At 65.5% G+C, this 18624-nt stretch carries 18 protein-coding genes; 10 read left to right on the top strand and 8 right to left on the bottom strand.

The window, feature by feature from the left end:
• Window position 1: 1 nt before the first annotated feature.
• The 3 genes from DF286_RS12340 to bla all read left to right on the top strand — a co-directional run bounded on the left by DF286_RS12340 (window position 2) and on the right by bla (window position 2497).
• Window positions 2-778 (top strand): pseudouridine synthase, encoded by a 777-nt coding sequence (locus DF286_RS12340; RefSeq protein ID WP_424141255.1) that lies wholly within the window; start codon window positions 2-4, stop codon window positions 776-778.
• A gap of 160 nt (window positions 779-938) precedes the next feature.
• Window positions 939-1484, top strand: coding sequence for a 16S rRNA (guanine(966)-N(2))-methyltransferase RsmD (gene rsmD / locus DF286_RS12335; protein ID WP_109271712.1), 546 nt, complete (start codon window positions 939-941; stop codon window positions 1482-1484).
• A 2-nt stretch (window positions 1485-1486) separates the two neighbouring features.
• The gene (gene bla / locus DF286_RS12330) at window positions 1487-2497 is read left to right on the top strand and encodes a class A beta-lactamase (RefSeq protein WP_109271711.1); all 1011 of its coding nucleotides are present in this window, start codon (window positions 1487-1489) and stop codon (window positions 2495-2497) included.
• Window positions 2498-2507: 10 nt separating this feature from the next.
• Here the strand turns inward: bla and DF286_RS12325 are convergent, their stop codons facing one another.
• The gene (locus DF286_RS12325) at window positions 2508-2891 is read right to left on the bottom strand and encodes a cupredoxin domain-containing protein (protein WP_243444820.1); all 384 of its coding nucleotides are present in this window, start codon (window positions 2889-2891) and stop codon (window positions 2508-2510) included.
• A 100-nt stretch (window positions 2892-2991) separates the two neighbouring features.
• Here DF286_RS12325 and DF286_RS12320 point away from each other — a divergent pair, with 100 nt between their 5' ends.
• The 5 genes from DF286_RS12320 to cysK all read left to right on the top strand — a co-directional run bounded on the left by DF286_RS12320 (window position 2992) and on the right by cysK (window position 9186).
• A complete protein-coding gene (locus DF286_RS12320) occupies window positions 2992-5310 on the top strand; it encodes an ATP-dependent helicase (RefSeq protein ID WP_109271710.1) in 2319 nt (772 codons plus the stop codon).
• Window positions 5311-5368: 58 nt separating this feature from the next.
• A complete protein-coding gene (locus DF286_RS12315; RefSeq protein ID WP_146193623.1) occupies window positions 5369-6064 on the top strand; it encodes a MerR family transcriptional regulator in 696 nt (231 codons plus the stop codon).
• Between the two features lie 5 nt (window positions 6065-6069).
• Window positions 6070-6462: a PIN-like domain-containing protein gene (locus DF286_RS15585; protein ID WP_424141254.1), complete on the top strand. Its 393-nt coding sequence runs from the start codon at window positions 6070-6072 to the stop codon at window positions 6460-6462.
• Between the two features lie 523 nt (window positions 6463-6985).
• A complete protein-coding gene (locus DF286_RS12305) occupies window positions 6986-8257 on the top strand; it encodes an MFS transporter (protein WP_109271707.1) in 1272 nt (423 codons plus the stop codon).
• Window positions 8254-9186 (top strand): cysteine synthase A, encoded by a 933-nt coding sequence (gene cysK, locus DF286_RS12300; protein WP_109271706.1) that lies wholly within the window; start codon window positions 8254-8256, stop codon window positions 9184-9186. The genes DF286_RS12305 and cysK overlap by 4 nt, the downstream gene beginning before the upstream one ends.
• Here the strand turns inward: cysK and DF286_RS12295 are convergent.
• On the bottom strand, window positions 9150-10634 hold the full coding sequence (locus DF286_RS12295) for a PH domain-containing protein (protein ID WP_109271705.1): 1485 nt from the start codon (window positions 10632-10634) through the stop codon (window positions 9150-9152). The genes cysK and DF286_RS12295 overlap by 37 nt on opposite strands.
• Complete coding sequence (locus tag DF286_RS12290) at window positions 10631-11092, bottom strand: PH domain-containing protein (RefSeq protein ID WP_146193621.1); 462 nt, start codon at window positions 11090-11092, stop codon at window positions 10631-10633. The genes DF286_RS12295 and DF286_RS12290 overlap by 4 nt, the downstream gene beginning before the upstream one ends.
• A gap of 87 nt (window positions 11093-11179) precedes the next feature.
• Here DF286_RS12290 and DF286_RS12285 point away from each other — a divergent pair, with 87 nt between their 5' ends.
• Entirely contained in the window at window positions 11180-11968 is a 789-nt protein-coding gene (locus DF286_RS12285) for a nucleotidyltransferase family protein (RefSeq protein ID WP_109271703.1), read from the top strand.
• Window positions 11952-12680, top strand: coding sequence for a metallophosphoesterase family protein (locus tag DF286_RS12280; RefSeq protein WP_207790030.1), 729 nt, complete (start codon window positions 11952-11954; stop codon window positions 12678-12680). The genes DF286_RS12285 and DF286_RS12280 overlap by 17 nt, the downstream gene beginning before the upstream one ends.
• Before the next feature lie 54 nt (window positions 12681-12734).
• Here DF286_RS12280 and DF286_RS12275 read toward each other — a convergent pair whose 3' ends face one another.
• The 5 genes from DF286_RS12275 to DF286_RS12255 form a co-directional block, all read right to left on the bottom strand.
• A complete protein-coding gene (locus DF286_RS12275) occupies window positions 12735-13118 on the bottom strand; it encodes a UrcA family protein (protein WP_109271701.1) in 384 nt (127 codons plus the stop codon).
• Between the two features lie 203 nt (window positions 13119-13321).
• Window positions 13322-15415 carry an ATP-binding protein gene (locus tag DF286_RS12270; protein ID WP_109271700.1) on the bottom strand — a complete coding sequence of 698 codons (2094 nt, stop codon included), beginning with the start codon at window positions 15413-15415 and terminating at the stop codon, window positions 13322-13324.
• A 91-nt stretch (window positions 15416-15506) separates the two neighbouring features.
• Window positions 15507-17300 carry an acyl-CoA dehydrogenase C-terminal domain-containing protein gene (locus DF286_RS12265; protein ID WP_109271699.1) on the bottom strand — a complete coding sequence of 598 codons (1794 nt, stop codon included), beginning with the start codon at window positions 17298-17300 and terminating at the stop codon, window positions 15507-15509.
• Window positions 17301-17334: 34 nt separating this feature from the next.
• Entirely contained in the window at window positions 17335-17790 is a 456-nt protein-coding gene (locus tag DF286_RS12260) for a MerR family transcriptional regulator (RefSeq protein WP_109271698.1), read from the bottom strand.
• 189 nt (window positions 17791-17979) lie between these two features.
• The gene (locus tag DF286_RS12255) at window positions 17980-18489 is read right to left on the bottom strand and encodes a hypothetical protein (protein WP_109271697.1); all 510 of its coding nucleotides are present in this window, start codon (window positions 18487-18489) and stop codon (window positions 17980-17982) included.
• Window positions 18490-18624 lie beyond the last annotated feature (135 nt).

Below are 18624 nucleotides of genomic sequence, written 5' to 3'. Positions count from 1 at the left end.
TCTGGCTGTCCGTCGCGGACCGCCCCCGGAGGTTCGACTGGCCCAGCACCGCCCCCCTCGCGAGCCGCAGCGGATCGCCAAGCTCCTGGCACGCGCCGGCGTCGCCTCGCGCCGTGAGATCGAGCGCATGATCGAGGAGCGCCGGATCGCGATCAACGGCGAGCTGGTCGAAAAGCCCGCGACGCTCCTCACCTCGCTCCACGGAGTCACCGTGGACGGCAAGCCGGTGAAGGAGCCGGCCCCCGCCCGCCTGTTCCGCTTCCACAAGCCCGCGGGCGTGCTCACCGCCGCTCGCGATCCCAAGGGGCGGCCGACCATCTACGATCGGCTGCCCAAGGGCCTGCCCCGGCTGATGCCGGTCGGACGGCTCGACATGAACACCGAGGGGCTGCTGCTCCTCACCACCGACGGCGGCCTCAAGCGCCAGCTCGAGCTCCCCTCCTCCGGCGTCGAGCGCACCTACCGCGCCCGCGCCTTCGGCGACGTCAGCCAGGAGCAGTTGGAGGCGCTTATCGAGGGCGTGGAGATAGACGGCATCCGCTACGGCGCCATCGACGCCAATCTCGAGCGCCGCACCGGCCGCAACCAGTGGATCGAGATGAAGCTCACCGAAGGCAAGAACCGCGAGGTCCGCCGCGTGCTGGAATATCTCGGCCTCCAGGTCTCCCGCCTGATCCGCACCGCCTACGGCCCCTTCGTACTGGGCGACCTCCCCACCGGAGCCGTGGACGAGATACGGCGGCACGATTTGGTGGCGTTTCGGAATACTCTGAAATGAGTCCACTGAATCCGTTCGTCCCGAGCGTAGTCGAGGGGCGCTGGCACCGACTTATCACATCCGCTCCTCGACCTTGGTTTATCCTGAGCGGCCGCCGCTGGCGGCAGCCGAAGGACTCGGGGCGAACGAGGCTTGTTGGCTGCGCACGAACGAGATTGTTGTGCGCATAATCGCCGGAGACTGGCGCGGGCGCCCGATCATCGCACCCGAAGGCCGCGCCACCCGCCCGACCAGCGACCGCGCCCGCGAAGGCCTGTTCTCGATGCTCGCCAGCCGGATCGGCAGCTTCGAAGGTCTGCGCGTCGCCGACCTCTTCGCCGGCACCGGCGCGCTCGGCCTGGAGGCGCTGTCTCGAGGCGCCGCCCACGCCCTGTTCATCGACAGCGACCGCAATGCCGTCGCCTCCATCAGGCGCAACATCGACGCGTTCGGGGCGTCCCAGCGCGCCGAGGTCCGCTCGCAGGGGATCGAGCATGCCTCGCCCCCGCCCGCCCCGTGCGACCTCCTCTTCCTCGATCCGCCCTATGCCACCGGCCTCGCCGAGATGGCACTGGGCCGCATCGGCAATCCGGCCTGGGTGGCACCCGGCGGCATCGTCAGTATAGAGACGGCGGGCGAGCGCCTGCCTCTGCCAGCCGGCTTCGCCGTGGCGGCCGAGCGGCGGTTCGGCAAGGCGCACATCATTTTGCTTCGACGGGAGGGGTGAGAATGTTGAGACGCGCGCTGCTGGTGCTGCTTCCCTTGGCCCTGGCCGCGTGCGGGAGCGAAGCGCCGCCGCCCGCTCCGCCCGCCGACACGGTCACTCCGGCGCTGGAGGCGCTGGCGAGCCGAGCCGAGCCCGGCCAGCTCGGCGCCGCCGTCCTCGATCTTGGCACCGGCGAGATGAAGGGCGTCAACGCCGACAAGCCAATGCCGATGCAGAGCGTATTCAAGCTCCCGCTCGCCATCGTCGTTCTGGATCTCGCCGACAAGGGCAAGCTGTCGCTCGACGAGGAGGTGACGCTGACCCGGGATCAGCTCTCCGTCGCCCACAGCCCGATCGCTGACGCCTTCCCCGAGAAGACCGACTATACGATCGAGGCGCTGATGCGCGCCGCCGTTGCCCAGAGCGACAACAGCGCCGCCGACATCCTCCTGAAGCGCATCGGCGGCCCGGAGGTCGTGACTCGCTTCTTCCAGGACCGCGGGATCGGGAGCTTCCGGCTCGACCGCTACGAATATGAGCTCCAGCCCCAGCTCGTCGGCCTTCCCGAGTTCAGCGGCCAGTGGATCGGCATGGACGCCTTCTCCAAGGCCCAGGCGACGGTCCCCGTCGAGACGCAGCGCGCGTCGCTCCGCATCTATCTCGCCGACCCGCGCGACCGGGTGAGCCCGGCCGACGTGGTTCGCATCCTGTCGATGCTGGCGAAGGGGGAGCTGCTCTCGCCCGAGTCCACCGAAAAGCTGATGGACATATTGGAGAGCACCAGCACGGGCACCGACCGCCTCAAGGCCGGGGTCCCGGACGGCGCCACCGTCTATCACAAGACCGGCACCGGCCCCACCGTGGACGGCATCGCCAGCGCCACCAACGACGTCGGCATCATCGAACTCGCCGATGGCCGGCGCCTCGCCGTCGCCGCCTTCCTCGCCGGCGCGGAGCTTCCACCCGAAGGCCGCGCCGCGCTCATCGCCGAAGTCGCCCGCATCGCCACCGGAGACACCGCCGAGGCGCCTTAGCGGCACCGGTTCACTGCACGACGATCTTGCCCTTCATGCCCATGGGGCCGTGCATGAAATGGGAGCAGTGCAGCTTATATTCCCCCGCTGCGGGCGCGACCAGGCGGATGTCGGCCGTCTCGCCGGCGTGCACCTCGACCTTTCCCTTCTTCACCCGTTCGCGGTCCCCGGGAGCGATCGTCGCCGCGCGGAAGAAATTCGGGGCCGCGAAATTATGTCCGTCGGACGAGGTGTTGACCAGGTGCAGCCGGTAGGGCCGTCCCGATTGAAGCTGCAGCCGCTCGGGATCGAAATCGTAGTTCGAAAGGTTCACCGTCAGCGTTTGGGCTTGCGACCAGTCCGGTTGGGCCGGCGCCAGCAGCAACAGTGGCAGGGCTAGGAGATTGCGGATCATCTCTCTCTCTCCAGGACAAGCCCCCCTTCGCTTTATACAGCAGCGGCGAAGGCCGGGGTAGTGCTTGCCTCGCTCCCGCCCGTTCCCTAACTGTTCACGCGTGAGTCACCCTGCCCCCACTTCGCCCGAACCGCCCTATATCAAGGGCCTGAACGAGCCCCAGCGCGACGCCGTGCTGACCACCGAAGGCCCGGTGCTGGTCCTTGCCGGCGCCGGCACCGGCAAGACGGCGGCGCTGACCGCCCGCCTCGCCCATCTCGTCGCCACCCGCCGCGCCTGGCCGTCCGAGATCCTCGCCGTCACCTTCACCAACAAGGCGGCGCGCGAGATGAAGGAACGCGTCGGCCGCATCGTCGGCGAGGCGGTCGAAGGCATGCCCTGGCTCGGCACCTTCCACGCCATCGGCGCCAAGATGCTGCGCCGTCACGCCGAGCTGGTGGGGCTCCAGTCCAACTTCACCATCCTCGACACCGACGACCAGCTCCGCCTCCTGAAGCAGCTCATCCAGGCGGCCGACATCGACGAGAAGCGCTGGCCCGCCCGCCAGCTCGCCGGTCTCATCGATCGCTGGAAGAATCGCGGCTGGACGCCGGCCCAGGTCGATGCGGGCGAGAGCGAAGCCTATGCCAACGGCAAGGGCCAGCAACTCTACGTCGCCTATCAGGAGCGCCTCAAGGCCCTCAACGCCTGCGATTTCGGCGATCTTCTGCTCCACATGCTCGTCATCCTGCGCACCCATCGCGACGTGCTGGAGCTGTACCAGAACCGCTTCAAATATATTCTCGTCGACGAATATCAGGACACCAACCAGTCCCAATATCTCTGGCTCCGCCTCCTCGCGCAGGAGCGCAAGAACATCTGCTGCGTCGGCGACGACGATCAGTCCATCTACTCCTGGCGCGGCGCCGAGGTCGCCAACATCCTACGCTTCGAACAGGATTTCCCCGGCGCCAAGATCATCCGCCTGGAGCAGAATTACCGCTCGACCCCCCACATCCTCGGCGCCGCCTCGGGAGTCATCGCCCATAATGGCGGCCGCCTCGGCAAGACGCTTTGGACCGAGCATGACGTGGGCGAGAAGGTGCAGGTGATCGGCGTCTGGGACGGCCCCGAGGAAGCGCGCCGCGTCGGCGACGAGATCGAAACCATCCAGCGCCGCGGCGGAAGCCTCAGCGACGTCGCCATCCTGGTCCGCGCCCAGTTTCAGACCCGCGAGTTCGAGGACCGTTTCATCGCCATCGGCCTCCCTTACCGCATCGTCGGCGGCTTCCGCTTCTACGAGCGCGCCGAGATCCGCGACGCCCTCGCCTATCTCCGCCTCATCGCCCAGCCCGCCGACGACCTTGCCTTCGAGCGCATAATCAACACCCCCAAGCGCGGCCTCGGCGACAAGGCGGTGGCCAACATCCATCGCTTCGCCCGCGCGGCCGGTGTCCCCCTCCTCTCCGCCGCCGCGCAGATGCTCGACACCGACGAACTCACCCCGCAGGCCCGCCGCAGCCTCGGCAATTTCGTCGCCGACATCGCCCGCTGGCGCGGCATGCTGTCCTCCCCGAGCTCGCTCGGCGAGGGGGACCACGCGCAGCGTGGTGGAGGGGTCCCCCACCCCGAGCTCGCCCGTCTCGTGCTCGACGAGTCCGGCTACACGGCCATGCTCCAGGCCGACCGTTCCGCCGAAAGCGCCGGTCGCCTCGAAAACCTGACCGAGCTCACCCGCGCCATGGAGGATTATGAGACGCTCGGCGCCTTCCTCGAACATGTCAGCCTCGTCATGGACAATGACGCCGCCGAGGAGCGCGACAAGGTCACGATGATGACCATCCACGCCGCCAAGGGCCTGGAGTTCGGCACCGTCTTCCTCGCCGGCTGGGAGGAAGGCGTCTTCCCCTCCCAGCGCGCGCTCGACGAAGGCGGCAATTCGGCCCTGGAGGAGGAACGCCGCCTAGCCTACGTCGCGATCACAAGAGCGCGGCACAAATGTTTCATAATCCACGCCGCCAACCGCCGCATCTACGGCCAATGGACCAGCAGCATCCCGAGCCGCTTCGTCGCCGAGCTGCCCGAGGATCATGTCGAGCAGGAAACCACCATGACGGGCGGCGAGTCCCTCTGGCGCGCCAACTGGTCGGAACGCGCCGATCCCTTCGCCGACGTCGGCCGCGGCACCGGCCGAGGCCCCGGCTGGCAACGCGCCGTCGGCGGCGGCTTCGACCGCACGCCCCCGCGCGTAATCGAAGCCCGCGCCAGCGCCGTCAGCCTCGGCAACCCGGGCCGCACCGACATCTCGCTGGGCCAACGCGTCTTCCACTCCAAATTCGGCTACGGCACCGTCGCCGAGATCGAAGGCAACAAGCTCGAAATCGACTTCGAACATGCGGGGCGCAAGCGAGTGCTGGATAGCTTCGTGAGTGTGGGGTGACGATCGCAGATCCGAATTTTCGGGTTGCGTTCATTGTGGACATGGTATGAGCGGCGGCATGAGCAATGCGGCATTCGGAATTGGGGTTTATACCCCGGCAGAAGCGGCTCGCCTCACTGGCGTTTCATCGTCAGCGATTCGACGTTGGCTGTTCGGATACAGCTATGACCATCACGGACCGAAGACTGTCCAGGCACCTCTTTGGCAACCGGAATATGGCATCGACCAAGAAGAACCCATCCTCGGGTTTCGGGACCTTATCGAAGCGCGGATGGTCGGCAGCCTCCGCCAATTGGGCTTTGGTTTGCCCACAATTCGAGCCTGCCTTCGAACCGCAGTTGAGATTGCACAGGACAATCATCCTTTCTCCAGCGCCAGCTTCCGCACGGATGGACAACGCCTTTTCCTAGAAAGGGTTGGAGAAGGTGGAGAACACGACATTATCGACTTGAAGTCGCGACAGCATGCGTTCGCACGGATAGTCGAGCGGTCATTTCTCGATCTTGAATTTGATGAGCGAAAAGCGACCCGCTGGTTCCTTCTCCCCCACAAACAGACTATCGTCGCCGATCCAGAGCGTTCGTTTGGGCAGCCTATCGCCAGCGAAAGCGGCGTCCCGACGGCCCGACTAGCACAAGCGGTCGCCGCCGAGGGGTCAATTGATAAGGTTGCTAAGCTGTTTGATATGGCGGTGGGTGTGGTTCGAGACGCTTTGACGTTCGAGGCCAGGATTAGGGCACCCTTGGCCGCGTGAAGGTGATGGTCGACAACGACCTACCGCCTCGCCTCGCGAGAGTTCTGCACATTATTTTCGAGGACGAAGGCGATGAGATAGTTGCCTTGCGCGATAAGTTCGGGAGGGCAAACCTGAAGGACGAGGAGTGGATTCGCGAGTTGGCTACCGAGGGGCGATGGGCCGTTCTATCCGCAGACAAGCGGATCGCCAAGCAGCGACCTTCGCGTGAGCTTTTTATAGGCGCCGGACTTGTAGGCTTCTTTTTCCCTCCTTCGCTGCAGAAACAAGCGCTCTATCGCCAGGCCGCCCGAGTTATTTCCCTTTGGCCCGACATTCGAGACCAAGTTCGCTTGAACGCAAACGGGTGTTTTGAAATGCCCTCTAAGGGGCGCAGATTCCGCCAAATCGGCCGGTAGTGCCAAAGTGAAATTTTCGGCCGCGCTTTCCGTGCCCAGCCATTCGCCCGGATGCACCGCGAAGCTGTCGTGCAGCTCGATCGCCATCAGTGATGATCCTCCAGCCAGCTCCTCGTATGGTCAGCGCCCACTCGCCGTTGCCGTCGCCCGTCAGCTTGTGAGCGCCGAAATTCGGCGGCACCCGCGGTTCCTCCTCGGCATCAGCACAAAAGACCTTTCCTACTCCGCCCGTCTTCCATCATAGACTCGTCGATGCACGAGTCGGTATCCGCGCCCTTCTCTTCGATACCGGACCTACGTCCTTTTGCCGCCGCCAAGGGAGCTGTTGGAAAAGCGCGCCGCAGTGCGAACATTGCGACCATTCGGCGGCCCGCTTTCGTCCCGTTCCATCACCTCATCGGCTGCTTCGTCATCGCAAACCCGACAAAATGGCCAAGGCCGGCGGAGCGCATGGCATGTGTCACGGTTGTAAGCTTTACCGGCCCGATTGCCCCCTCGCCCGCCGACAGCTAAGCGCAGCCCGATGACCGGCGCCCACCCGCACCCCCTCTCCATCCCCAATTTCCGCGCCTATTGGGCGGCGCGCCTCTCCTCCACCCTCGCCCAGTACGGCATGATCCTGATCATCGGGTGGCAGACCTACAATATCGCCCGCGAGACGATGGGGCCGTCGGCCAGCGCGGCGCAGCTCGGCTTCATCGGGCTGCTCCAGTTCCTGCCGCTCTTCCTGCTGACGCCGGCGGTGGGCTGGGTCGCCGATCATATGGACCGGCGCAACGTCGCCCGCGCTACCGTCGCCCTGCAGATCCTCTGCGCCGGCACGCTCGCCGCCTTCACCTGGGCCGACGCGATGAGCCTGCCGGTGCTGTTCTCGGTCGCGGTGCTGCTCGGCGTCGCGCGCGCCTTCAACGGCCCGGCCCTCTCCGCGCTCGCGCCCAATCTGGTGCCGAAGGAAGTGCTGCCCAACGCCATCGCGCTGAGCTCCATCGCCTGGCAGGCGGGCATGATCGTCGGCCCGGCCATCGGCGGCTACGCCTATGCCTGGATGCCGCCCGCGGCCTATGTCGCCAGCACCCTCCTGTTCGTCTTCGCCCTCATCGCCCTGTCGTTCATCGGGCCCGTTCCGCGCAGCCCGATCGACCGGAACCGCCATCCCGTTCGCCAGATCATCGACGGCGTCCATTATGTCTGGCGCAACAAGCTGGTGCTCGGCGCGATCACGCTCGATCTCTTCGCCGTCCTCCTCGCCGGCGCGACCGCCCTGCTCCCCATCTACGCGCGCGACATATTGCAGGTCGGCGCGACAGGACTCTCGCAGCTCGCCGCCGCGCCCGCGTCCGGCGCGGCGCTCACCGCGCTCTACTTCTCCTTCAAGCCGCTGAAGACCGGCGTAGGACCCAAGATGTTCGGGGCGGTGGTGGTGTTCGGCCTCGCCACCATCGTCTTCGGCTTTTCCAAATGGATGCCGCTGTCGCTGGTCGCGCTCTTTATCGCCGGCGCGGCGGACATGTTCTCCGTCTATATCCGCCAGTCCCTGATCCAGCTCCACACGCCCGACGACAAGCGCGGCAGGGTTGCAGCCGTCTCGTTGCTCACCATTTCGGCTTCGAACGAACTGGGAGAGGCGGAGTCGGGATTCCTCGCGGCGCTGATCGGGCCGGTGGCGGCGGTCGTCGTCGGCGGCGCGGGGGCGATTATCGTCACCCTCCTCTGGTCGCGCTGGTTTCCCGAGATCAGGCGCGCTCGCACATTCGATCCGCCCGAGGCGGTCTTGCAGAAGGAAGTTAGAACATGAGAGCATCCAACATCCTGGAGACGATCGGCAACACACCGCACATCCGCGTCAACCGCCTGTTCGGGCCGGAAGCGGACGGGGCCGAGATATGGATCAAGTCGGAGCGCGCGAACCCGGGCGGCTCGATCAAGGACCGCATCGCTCTCTCCATGATCGAGGATGCCGAGCGCACCGGCAAGCTGAAGCCCGGCGGCACGATCGTCGAGCCGACCAGCGGCAACACCGGCATCGGCCTCGCCATGGTGGCGGCGGTCAAGGGCTACAAGCTCATCCTCGTCATGCCCGAGAGCATGAGCCTGGAGCGGCGGCGGCTGATGCTGACCTATGGCGCCACCTTCGACCTCACGCCCAAGGAAGGCGGCATGAAGGCCGCGATCGCCCGCGCCCAGGAGATCGTCGACACCACCGAAGGCGCCTGGATGCCGCAGCAGTTCGACAATCCCGCCAACGTCGCCGTCCACGCCGCGACGACGGCCCGGGAGATCCTCGCCGACTTCAGCTCCAGCCCGATCGACGTCCTCATCACCGGCGTCGGCACCGGCGGCCATATCACCGCCTGCGGCGAAGTGTTGAAGAAGGAGTGGCCGGACCTCAAGGTGTTCGCCGTCGAGCCGACCCTCTCCGCCGTCATCTCGGGCGGCCAGCCGGGCCCGCACCCGATCCAGGGCCTCGCCGCCGGCTTCATCCCGACCAACCTCCACACCGATATTCTCGACGGCGTCATCACCGTCGAGGCGGACGATGCCAAGGAAATGGCCCGCCGCGCCGCGCGGGAGGAAGGCATGCTGGTGGGCATCAGCTCCGGCGCCTGCCTGGCCGCCATCAAGAAGAAGCTGCCCGAGCTGCCCGAAGGCAGCCGCATCCTCGGCTTCAATTATGACACCGGCGAGCGCTATTTGTCGGTGCCGGACTTCCTGCCGGAATCCTGAGACCTGAGGCGCGCGGCGATCTCGTCGGCGAGGTCCCGCGCCCTCCCCTCGCTCACGTCCACGATCCGCGGCGCATTGATCGCGGGCGCGCCGGCCGTGTCGACGGCGAGGGTCGCAAGGCCGAGCCGACGCTGAAGCCAGGAACGGGAGAGACGGAGCGACTGGACCTTGGCGACCGGCACGATCCAGAGCTGCTGCCGCCACACGCTGCGCCGGACGAACAGCAGGTCGCCGACCAGGCCGTAGCGATGAAAGCGTCGCTCCAAGAGGGCGACGATCACCAGCGGCGGCAGCGCGGCCAGCAGCGCCCAGCCTAGCGGGAACAGCATGGCGAGGACCAGGATCGCGGCGAGCGGCGGCGCCACCGTCCTCAGCATCGCCCGCACCAGATGGCGGCTGGAAACCCTCGTCAGTTCGGACGAAGGCGGGACGTAATAGCCGCCCTGCTCCTCGAGGATGCGCGCGACCTCGCCTTCGTTCGCCAGCGGCGCCACCGCCTGGTGACCGCCTCCGTCCCGCCCGGCGCTGAGCGTCTGGAAGTAGAGCTGAAACCAGCCGAGGAAGTGCCGCAGCGGCCCGGTCTGAAGCCGAGCGAGCTGGACCCGGCGACGCGGGATCACGGCCTCGGTGCGGGTGAAGAGGCCGCGCTCCCGCCGGAACCGCTCCCCCTCCAGCGTCAGGCGGAAGCCATAATCGCGCGACAAGGTTCGTGCGACGCCGGTGACGACGCCGAGCAACAGCGCCATCAGCAGCACGGCGAGGATCGCGCCCGTGCTGAACCGCCCGGCAAAGCGCTGGTCGACCAGGCCGACCCACCGCCCCGGATCATAGATGTCGAAAGGCAGCCAATCCTCGACCGCCTGCAGCAGGGCGAACAGGCCCGCGATCCACAGCAGCGAAAAGTTGAACAGGCCCGAGACGAACACGCGTCCCGCATCCATCGCGAAGACGAGGCGGCCGGTCGGCTGAGGGCGCTGCTCATCTTCATCGCAAGGAGCCTCGCCTTTCCCGGCGCGGATGACGGCGCGGAGCCGATCCGCTTCGGCCATAGTGACGCTGTCGAGCAGCCCCTCGTCCTTTACCCCTCCCCCGGTCTCGATGCGCACCTTGGCGAGGCCGAACAGGCGCTGGAGCGGTCCCCGCTCGATGTCGACGTCCTGGATGCGCTCGAACGGTATCGATCGCCGCGTGCGCTGCAGCAGCCCGCTCTCGATGACGACCTCCCCCGCGCCCAGGCCGTAGCGGAAGCGGCGCCAGACCATCCAGTTCACCAGAATCGTGACGATGGCGACCAGGCCCGCAAAGCTCAGCACCGTCGCCCACCCCACATCGGACACATAGGCGAAGGCGGCGGGAAGACCGAGCAAGGTGGAGGGCGCTTCCTTGAGCAAGCGGAGCGGCACCGTGGCCGGGTGCACATGCCGGTCGGCGACCGCGCCTTGCTTCACAGGGCGTCCTGCTGGATGCGGGCGCGGACTTCGTCCCGGATCGCTTCCGCCGTCTCGCGCCTGAGCCCGGGCAGGACGACCCGGCTATGCATCGTGCCGGCGGTATGAAGGACCAGTCGGCACACTCCGAAGCTTCGCTCGATCGGCCCCTGCGACACGTCGATATGCTGAACCCGCGCCAGCGGCACGACCGTGTGCACTTGTGTCCACACGCCCTGGCCGATGTGGAGCTCCTCGGCATCGATGCGATAACCCCAGGCGCGGTAGCGACGCCCCGGCGCGACGACGAGGGGATAGGCGGCGAGCAGCAGCACCGCGACCAGCAAGGACCCGGGCGGCAGATCGACGGCGGTCCGCAAGGCCGACTCGGCGACGAGAGACGCGACCAGCAGGAAGGCCACAAGCATCAGGGCATGGATGCGCATCACGCTGAGCTGACCCATTTCCAAGGCGGTCACATTCGTCTCCCCCGACGCCGCAGCTCCATCACCGTGAGCCAATAGCGGTTCCGGAACGGTTGTCGATCACCGCCGTTCTCTTGTCCCATGGAAGAGAAGCCCCAGATCCTCGACGCCTCGATCTTCGAGCCTCCGCCCGATGCCGTCGAATTCTATTCGAGGAGCCTGGGCCTGCTCAACGAGTCGGGAGTGCCTTTCCTCCTCTCGGGTACGTACGCGCTCTCCTGCTTCACCGGCATCGTCCGCCCAACCAAGGATTTGGATGTCTTTTGCAAGGCGAGCGACGCGCCGCGCATCCTCGCCTTCTTCAAGTCTCGCGGCCATGTCATCGAGGTGGAGGACGAGCGCTGGATCGGCAAGGTCTGGCAGGGGCCGCACTTCTTCGACGTCATCTACAACATCTCGACGGCCAGCATCGCCATCACCGACGAATGGTTCGAGGAAGTCTATGAGGTCGAGGTCTACGGCACGACCGTGCGCATCACCCCGCCGACCGAGTTTCTCCTCTCCAAGCTCTTCCTCCAGGACCGCTACCGCTACGACGGCGCCGACATCGCCCATGTGATCCTGAAGAAGCACGATCATATCGACTGGAAGCGCCTCCTCAACGCGGTCGAGCTCTATTGGGAAGTGCTGCTCATCCACGTCCTCAATTTCCGTTTTATCTACCCGACGGAGCGCGATCTGATCCCGCGCTGGCTATTCGACGAGCTGCTCGATCGGCTGCACGCCCAGGCCGAGCTTCCCGCCGCCAACATCCGTGTTTGCAGGGGGCGCCTGCTCTCCCCGCGCGACTATGTCACCGACATCAGCGAATGGGGCTTCGCCGACGTGGTGGGCAAGGGCATCGAGGAGAGGCATGAACGCAAAACCTGACACCGTCACCGTCGCCGCGATCGGCGACCTCCACGTCACCGAGAGTTCCGAGCACCGCTACCGGGACCTGTTCGCCGAAATTTCGCAGGCCGCCGACGTCCTGGCGCTTTGTGGCGACCTCACCAATTTCGGCAAGACGCGTGAGGCCGAGATTCTGGCGGAGGACCTCCATGCCTGCACCATCCCGGCCGTCGCCGTTCTCGGCAATCACGACTATGAATGCGGCCAGCCGCAAGTGGTGGCCGACATTCTTCACAGCGCCGGCGTCACTATGCTCGGCGAACAGGCGGTCGAGATCGGGGGCGTCGGTTTTGCGGGAGTAAAGGGGTTTGTCGGCGGCTTCGGCAGAGGCGAACTGGGTTCATTCGGGGAGCCGGCCATCAAGGCTTTCGTGGATGCGTCGATCGAGGAGGCCAGGAAGCTCGAAAACGCGCTGAGGTCGCTGCGCACCGACCGGGTCGTCGCGGTCCTTCACTACGCCCCGATCGTCGAGACGGTGGAAGGCGAGCCGCTGGAGATATTCCCCTTCCTCGGATCATCCCGTCTGGCCGACGCGGTGGATCGCTTCGAAAATGTCAAGGCCGTCGTCCATGGGCACGCCCATCGCGGAAGCTTTCGGGGCGAAACGCTGAAGGGCATTCCCGTCTACAATTGTGCTCAATTTGTGGTGAAGGCTGAGACCGACCGGCCCTACGCCTTGATCGAGGTATAGCCGAGAGGGACGGACGCGGAGGGGGTCACGCGCCCGGCCCAACCCGGAACTATGTTACTGTCCGCCGACGCTCACTGCGATGGCGCGATTAGAGGCGAACTGCTCCCCGCGATCAAGCGCGGCGAGGACCCGGCTGATCTGGGCTTCCGCTCCCGCAATCGCACCCGTGAAGCAGTGGCGGCCTTCGAAGACCGGCTTCAATTGCCGGACGCCTTCGTCGATGCACAGCCGCCTGGCGGCGCCGCGCACCCGGCCACGGAGCATATCGAGCCCTTCATCGCTGGCCATATTCAAGTCCGAATAGCTGACATACTCGACCGGCAGATTGAGATTGGCTTCGACCGTGATCGGCCCGCGCTGCGCAAAGGCGGTGGCGGGAACGATGACGGCCGTCAGAGCCAGTGCTAAGCCGGCGGCTGCTAAGTTAAACTTGTTCATGACGGCATCTCCCAGAACGCCCTGTTTCCGGCCTGAAAGGATCCGCCGCGTTCGGCACCGCCTTTCAGGGCTGGGTCATGCTCTAGTCCCCTTCGGAGGTCGCCGCGCGAGTCGTTCGACGGCGCCGGTTAGCGTCTCGACGGACGGACAAGCAGGCGGAACCGTTCGACTAAACGCATGCCGTCTGGAGGTGAGCGGGTGGGCTAGCCGACCGCCATCGCCGGCGCGGCCGCCATGGGAAGCGTGAAGCACATCATCGTTCCCATCCCACTATTGCGCTCGACCCAGATGCGGCCGCCATGCGACTCGACGATCGTGCGCGACAGCGAGAGACCGAGGCCGAGACCGCTCTTTTTGGACGTTGTGAAGGGAGAGAAGAGGTCGTCCAGCGACTCCGAGATGCCCGGCCCGTTGTCGGACACGCAGACCCGGACCTGACCGGTTCCGGCGCGCTCGCTGGAAATCACGACTCTCGGGTTCTCCACCTCCGCGGCGGCATCGCAGGCATTGCGGACCAGGTTGATCAGCACCTGCTGGATCTGGACCTTGTCGCCGATGACCAAGTCGGCTGCGGGCCCGATCTCCTGCACCAATGCGAGATTTGGATATTCATTGGCAACCGCGATCAGGGACAGCGCGTCGTTGACGATTTCCGATAGGGACGTTTCCTCGTAGGCGCAGCCCTGGTCCGCGACCATCTCCCGGATCCGCCGGATGATGTTGGCCGCGAGCAGGATCTGACGCTCGGCCCCCTGCATCGCCGCTGAGACGACTTCCGCTTCCTCCACCTCAATCTCGTCGATCAGGCGGCGGCTGCCGACCAGATAATTCGTCGCCGCGGTGAGAGGCTGGTTGAGTTCGTGCGCCAAGGTGCTCGCCATGGTGTTCATTGCGTCGATCCGCGACAGATGCGCCACCTCCGCCTGGAGCATTTCCAGAAGCTTGGCCTGGGTGAGGTCCTGATCGGTGCCGTGGATCTGCACCACCCGGCCGTCGGCGTCGCGAGTCGGCACCGCAACGACCTTGCGATACGACACTCTTCCGCTTGGAAGTATGGCACGAAGCTCATATTCCTGCGTGTCGCCCGTCCGCACCGCCTGATCGAGGACTTGGTCGAGCGTAGCCTGGCTCTGGTTGTCGAAATAGGCGTACACCTCGGCCCGGCTTGGTGGTCCCGCCTCCGGATCGCGCTCGAACATCATGCAGAGCTCGGGCGACCAGCGGATGCCGCCGTTCACCAGATCATATTCCCAGTCGCCAATCTGAGCGACTCGTTGCGCCTCGCTCAGCCTCTCGTTGGCCGCAGCAATCTCCTGGCCCGCCTTTTGCCGGCGATAGAGGCCGCTGATCAGCAGCCAGGCGAAGATGGCGGTGCCGAGGGTAAGGAGGCCTGCGGCAAGGAAATAGGCGTTCCGCCTGGCATTGAGCGGCGCCAAAACGGCATCCCTTTCCACACCGATGGTGACGAACAGGGGATAGTTGGCGAGGCGACGATGGCTGAAATACCGCACCACGCCGTCGAGCGAACTTGGCCCCAGATAAGAGCCGTTCGGATACTGCGCCTGAAATTTCATGACCGGAAGACCGCGCAAGTCTTCCCCGGAGCTCGCGTTCATGCCGGTACGGCGGGCCCGGGTGATCCCATCGAGCCCGATGACGGAGATGACGTCCGTCGGACGCACGGCCGCATCATTGTAGAAATCCGTGAACTTGTCCGGGTCCATCTGGATACCAACCACGCCGCCGAAACTGCCGTCCGGCCCGTTGATGCGACGCGACAACGTCATCAGCACCTTACCGCCGACGGTTAAAACCTTCTTCGGCTCGCCGATGAATAGCCGTCCGCTGTCGTGCGATTTGTGGACATAGAAGCCGATCCGATCTGCGGAGTTCATGTTGACGGGCGGCGGCTTCCATGTGGTGGCGACGATATCACCTTGCTCGTTGGCAATGCTGACGACGTCGAACAGGTCATTGTTGACGACGGGATCATCGATCCAGCGCGGACTCGCGGCCGTGCCACCTATGCTGGCGTGCTTGTCGCTGAGGTGAAGCGTGGCGACGTTCGCTGCCTCCAGCGTACGCGTCACATATTGCTCGAAAGCTATGGCCCGATTCTTGTTCTGGCGAATCGCGGCGGCGATGACCTCCTGCTGCTCGAACCGCGCCTGTTCGATCACCACCGTCCAAGCCAGCGCCACGAGCAGCAGGCTGAAGGTGACGATCAAGACCACCGTGCGCTTCAGCGCGCGCGGACTAAGCACCGGATCCTGGGCGCGGTCTTCGGGAAGCAGCATGGGCGGCAAGAGTAGGGCGTTTGCCGGGAACGGGCAAGCATGACAGGAGCCTTGTCCTGCCGCCGGACCGAGAGGCTAAAGCCGGCTCAGCTCAGAACGTGTCGGGGGCCAAGGCCATCAGGCTTTCCGACCCCGACTCGATCTTGCGCCGCTCCGCGCCCGCCTCCGGCAGGATGCGCTCGGCGTAGAACCGCGCGGTGACAAGCTTGGCCTTGTGGAAGTCCGCATCCGCTGCCCCCGCGGCCAGAGCGGCCGCGCTCGCCTTGGCCATGCGGAGCCACATCAGGCCGAGCGTCACCAACCCCATCAGGTTCATATAGCTGTAGGAGGCGGCACCGGCATTGTCCGGATTGGCCATGCCGTTCTGCATCAGCCACATCGTCGCGGTCTGGAGATCGCCGACAGCCTTCTCGAGCGCGGTCGCTAGCGCCGACGTCGCCTCGTCGGCCTTGGCCGCCGCAATCTCTTCCGCCAGCAGCTTGAAATAGGCCTGGATCGCGCGGCCGCCATTCTGGGCGAGCTTGCGGCCGACGAGGTCCAGCGCCTGGATGCCGTTGGCGCCCTCGTAGATCATGTTGATGCGGGCGTCGCGGACGAACTGTTCCATGCCCCACTCGTGGATATAGCCGTGGCCGCCATAGACCTGCTGGCTCTTCACCGCGACTTCGAATCCCTTGTCGGTGAGGAAGGCTTTGATGACGGGGGTGATGAGCGAGATGAGGTCGTTGGCGGCCTCGCGTTCTTCCTCGGTCTGCGCCTTGCGGGTAAGGTCGACCTGGAGCGAGCCCCAAAGGATGAGCGCGCGGGCGGCCTCGTTATAAGCCTTGCCTTCCATCAGCATCCGCCGGACGTCGGGATGGACGAACAGCGGATCGGCCTTCTCCTCGGGCTCCTTGGCGCCGGTCAGCGACCTGCCTTGGCGTCGGTCCTTGGCATATTGAACCGCGTTCTGACGGGCGACCTCGCCCTGGGCGAGACCCTGAAGGCCGACGCCGAGGCGAGCCGCGTTCATCATGATGAACATGGCCTGCAGGCCCTTCTCCGGCTCACCCACCAGCCAGCCGGTCGCGCCGTCATAGTTGAGCAGGCAGGTCGAGTTGCCGTGGATGCCCATCTTCTCTTCGATGGACCCGCAGACAACGCCGTTGCGCTCGCCGGGGGTGCCGTCCGCATTCAGCAGGAACTTCGGCACGAGGAAAAGCGAGATGCCCTTCACATTGTCCGGCGCCCCGACCCGCTTGGCGAGCACGAGATGGATGATGTTGTCGGTGAGGTCATGCTCGCCGGCCGAGATGAATATCTTCGTGCCCGTGATCCTGTAGCTGCCGTCGCCCTGCTCCTCGGCCTTGGTTCGCAAAAGGCCAAGGTCGGTACCGCAATGCGGCTCGGTGAGATTCATCGTGCCGCCCCATTCACCCGACACCAGCTTGGGGAGATAGGTCGCCTTCTGCTCCTCCGACCCCTTCACCAGCAGCGCCGCAATCACGCCCTGGGTCAGGCCGTTGTACATCTCGAACGACTGGTTGGCGGAGACGAAATATTCGGTCAGCGCCGTGGCGAGCACATGCGGCAGCTCCTGGCCGCCATATTCCGCCGGCGCCGAGAGCGTCGGCCAGCCGGCCTCGCAGAACTGCTTATAGGCTTCCTTGAAACCCGGCGGCGTGGTCACCGAACCATCGTCGTGGCGGACGCAGCCATGTTCGTCGCCCACCTGGTTGAGCGGCTGCAGCACCTCCTCGGCGAAGCGCGCGCCCTCGGTCAGGATCGCTTCCACCATGTCGGGCGTCGCATTCTCGAAGCCCGGGAGGTTGGAATAGCGTTCCAGATTCAGCAGGTGGTCGAAAATATAGCGGGTATCACGAACCGGGGCGGTGTAGCTCGGCATTTGGCGGCTCCTGGTGAAGCGATGACAGGGATGGTCAGGCCTTGGGCGTCCGCTTTTTCCAGCGGGTCTTGCCGTCCTTATGCTCGGCGGCCTTCACCATGCCGATGAAGGTCTCGAGCTCGTCGATGGTGGCGTCGATGTCCTCGCGCTGCTTGTTCAGCAGCTCGACGCGGGCCTGACACTTCTCGATGGTGACACGGCGCTGGACCTCGCGATTGTCACCCAGGTCGTAAAGGTCGATCATCTCGCGGATCTCGGCGAGGCTGAAGCCGACGCGCTTGCCGCGCAGGATCCAGGCGAGCCGCGCCCGATCCCGCCAACTGTAGACGCGGGCGAGGCCGACGCGCTCGGGAGAGATCAGCCCTTCATCCTCATAGAAGCGAAGGGCGCGGGCGGTGACGCCGAATTCCTCGCAAAGGTCGGTGATGGAATAGGTTTGCGTGCTGCTGTCCGCATGGCGGAAATCGGCATGGAGAGCGGAATGCGACATGCCGGAATGCTAGTTTACGTTCACGTCAACGTCAATTGCCGACGGGGATAAGACAGTGAACATTAGCCGACCACATCATCCGTTCGTCCTGAGCGTAGTCGAGGGGCGCATGTGATGAGTCGGTGCCAGCGCCCCTCGACTTCGCTCGGGACGAACGAGGCCGCGCTTTCTCCCCTCCCCCAGCTCAACCTACTGCGGCGACATGCCGGCGCAGAGCGGTTCGCCGACCAGGTCTACCGCTTTCATCGCGTCCTCGGCCGTGGTTCCGCTGCGGCGGAAGGTCGCTCCGTTGAGCCGGGCCCGCGCACCGCAATAATAGGAGCAGCCGTCGGGAACGGCATCGGGCAACGTCACGACGCCGCCTTCGATCGCCGCTTCGATCGTGCAGGTCTCGTCCCCGGCCATGGTGAGGCGCAGGACCCCATCATCGCGGATCGCGCCGCCGCTGCCGGAGCAGCTGTGCATGTTGCCGCCCCAGACGACGAGGCCGAAGCGGGCGTCGCCGCTGCCGCGGTCGATGATGCAGAGTTGGTTGGTCTGGTCCCCGACCCGCCCTTCGTAAAGCCCGGTGAGACTCGCCGTCCGGACGGCATCCGCCACCGCCTCGTTCGCCTCGGCCTCGGCTCCGGATCGATTGGCCTGCTCCTCGCTGGTGCCGCAGGCGCCGAGCAATAGCAGCGCGATCAGAAGTCTTTTCATCCTGCCTCCTGGTGCGAAACCTGACATCCACTCTGTGTTCAGGCAAGCGGCGTAGGGAAAGCCACATCTTTCCAAAACGAATTTGCGACAATAGGGCGACAAACCGCAACCGCGCTCCTATATGCGCGGCATAGC

The sequence above is a fragment of the Sphingosinicella humi genome (genome assembly GCF_003129465.1).
GTDB classification, from domain to species: Bacteria; Pseudomonadota; Alphaproteobacteria; order Sphingomonadales; family Sphingomonadaceae; genus Allosphingosinicella; species Allosphingosinicella humi.
This window is presented reverse-complemented; position numbering and strand designations above follow the sequence as displayed.

Coding starts and splice junctions, on each gene's coding strand:
- DF286_RS12260 (WP_109271698.1), bottom strand. CDS start 17,790: ATGTCGCATTCCGCTCTCCATGCCGATTTCCGCCATGCGGACAGCAGC.
- DF286_RS12325 (WP_243444820.1), bottom strand. CDS start 2,891: ATGATCCGCAATCTCCTAGCCCTGCCACTGTTGCTGCTGGCGCCGGCC.
- DF286_RS12280 (WP_207790030.1), top strand. CDS start 11,952: ATGAACGCAAAACCTGACACCGTCACCGTCGCCGCGATCGGCGACCTC.
- DF286_RS12265 (WP_109271699.1), bottom strand. CDS start 17,300: ATGCCGAGCTACACCGCCCCGGTTCGTGATACCCGCTATATTTTCGAC.
- DF286_RS12255 (WP_109271697.1), bottom strand. CDS start 18,489: ATGAAAAGACTTCTGATCGCGCTGCTATTGCTCGGCGCCTGCGGCACC.
- DF286_RS12305 (WP_109271707.1), top strand. CDS start 6,986: ATGACCGGCGCCCACCCGCACCCCCTCTCCATCCCCAATTTCCGCGCC.
- DF286_RS12315 (WP_146193623.1), top strand. CDS start 5,369: ATGAGCAATGCGGCATTCGGAATTGGGGTTTATACCCCGGCAGAAGCG.
- DF286_RS15585 (WP_424141254.1), top strand. CDS start 6,070: ATGGTCGACAACGACCTACCGCCTCGCCTCGCGAGAGTTCTGCACATT.
- bla (WP_109271711.1), top strand. CDS start 1,487: ATGTTGAGACGCGCGCTGCTGGTGCTGCTTCCCTTGGCCCTGGCCGCG.
- DF286_RS12285 (WP_109271703.1), top strand. CDS start 11,180: ATGGAAGAGAAGCCCCAGATCCTCGACGCCTCGATCTTCGAGCCTCCG.
- DF286_RS12270 (WP_109271700.1), bottom strand. CDS start 15,415: ATGCTGCTTCCCGAAGACCGCGCCCAGGATCCGGTGCTTAGTCCGCGC.
- cysK (WP_109271706.1), top strand. CDS start 8,254: ATGAGAGCATCCAACATCCTGGAGACGATCGGCAACACACCGCACATC.
- DF286_RS12275 (WP_109271701.1), bottom strand. CDS start 13,118: ATGAACAAGTTTAACTTAGCAGCCGCCGGCTTAGCACTGGCTCTGACG.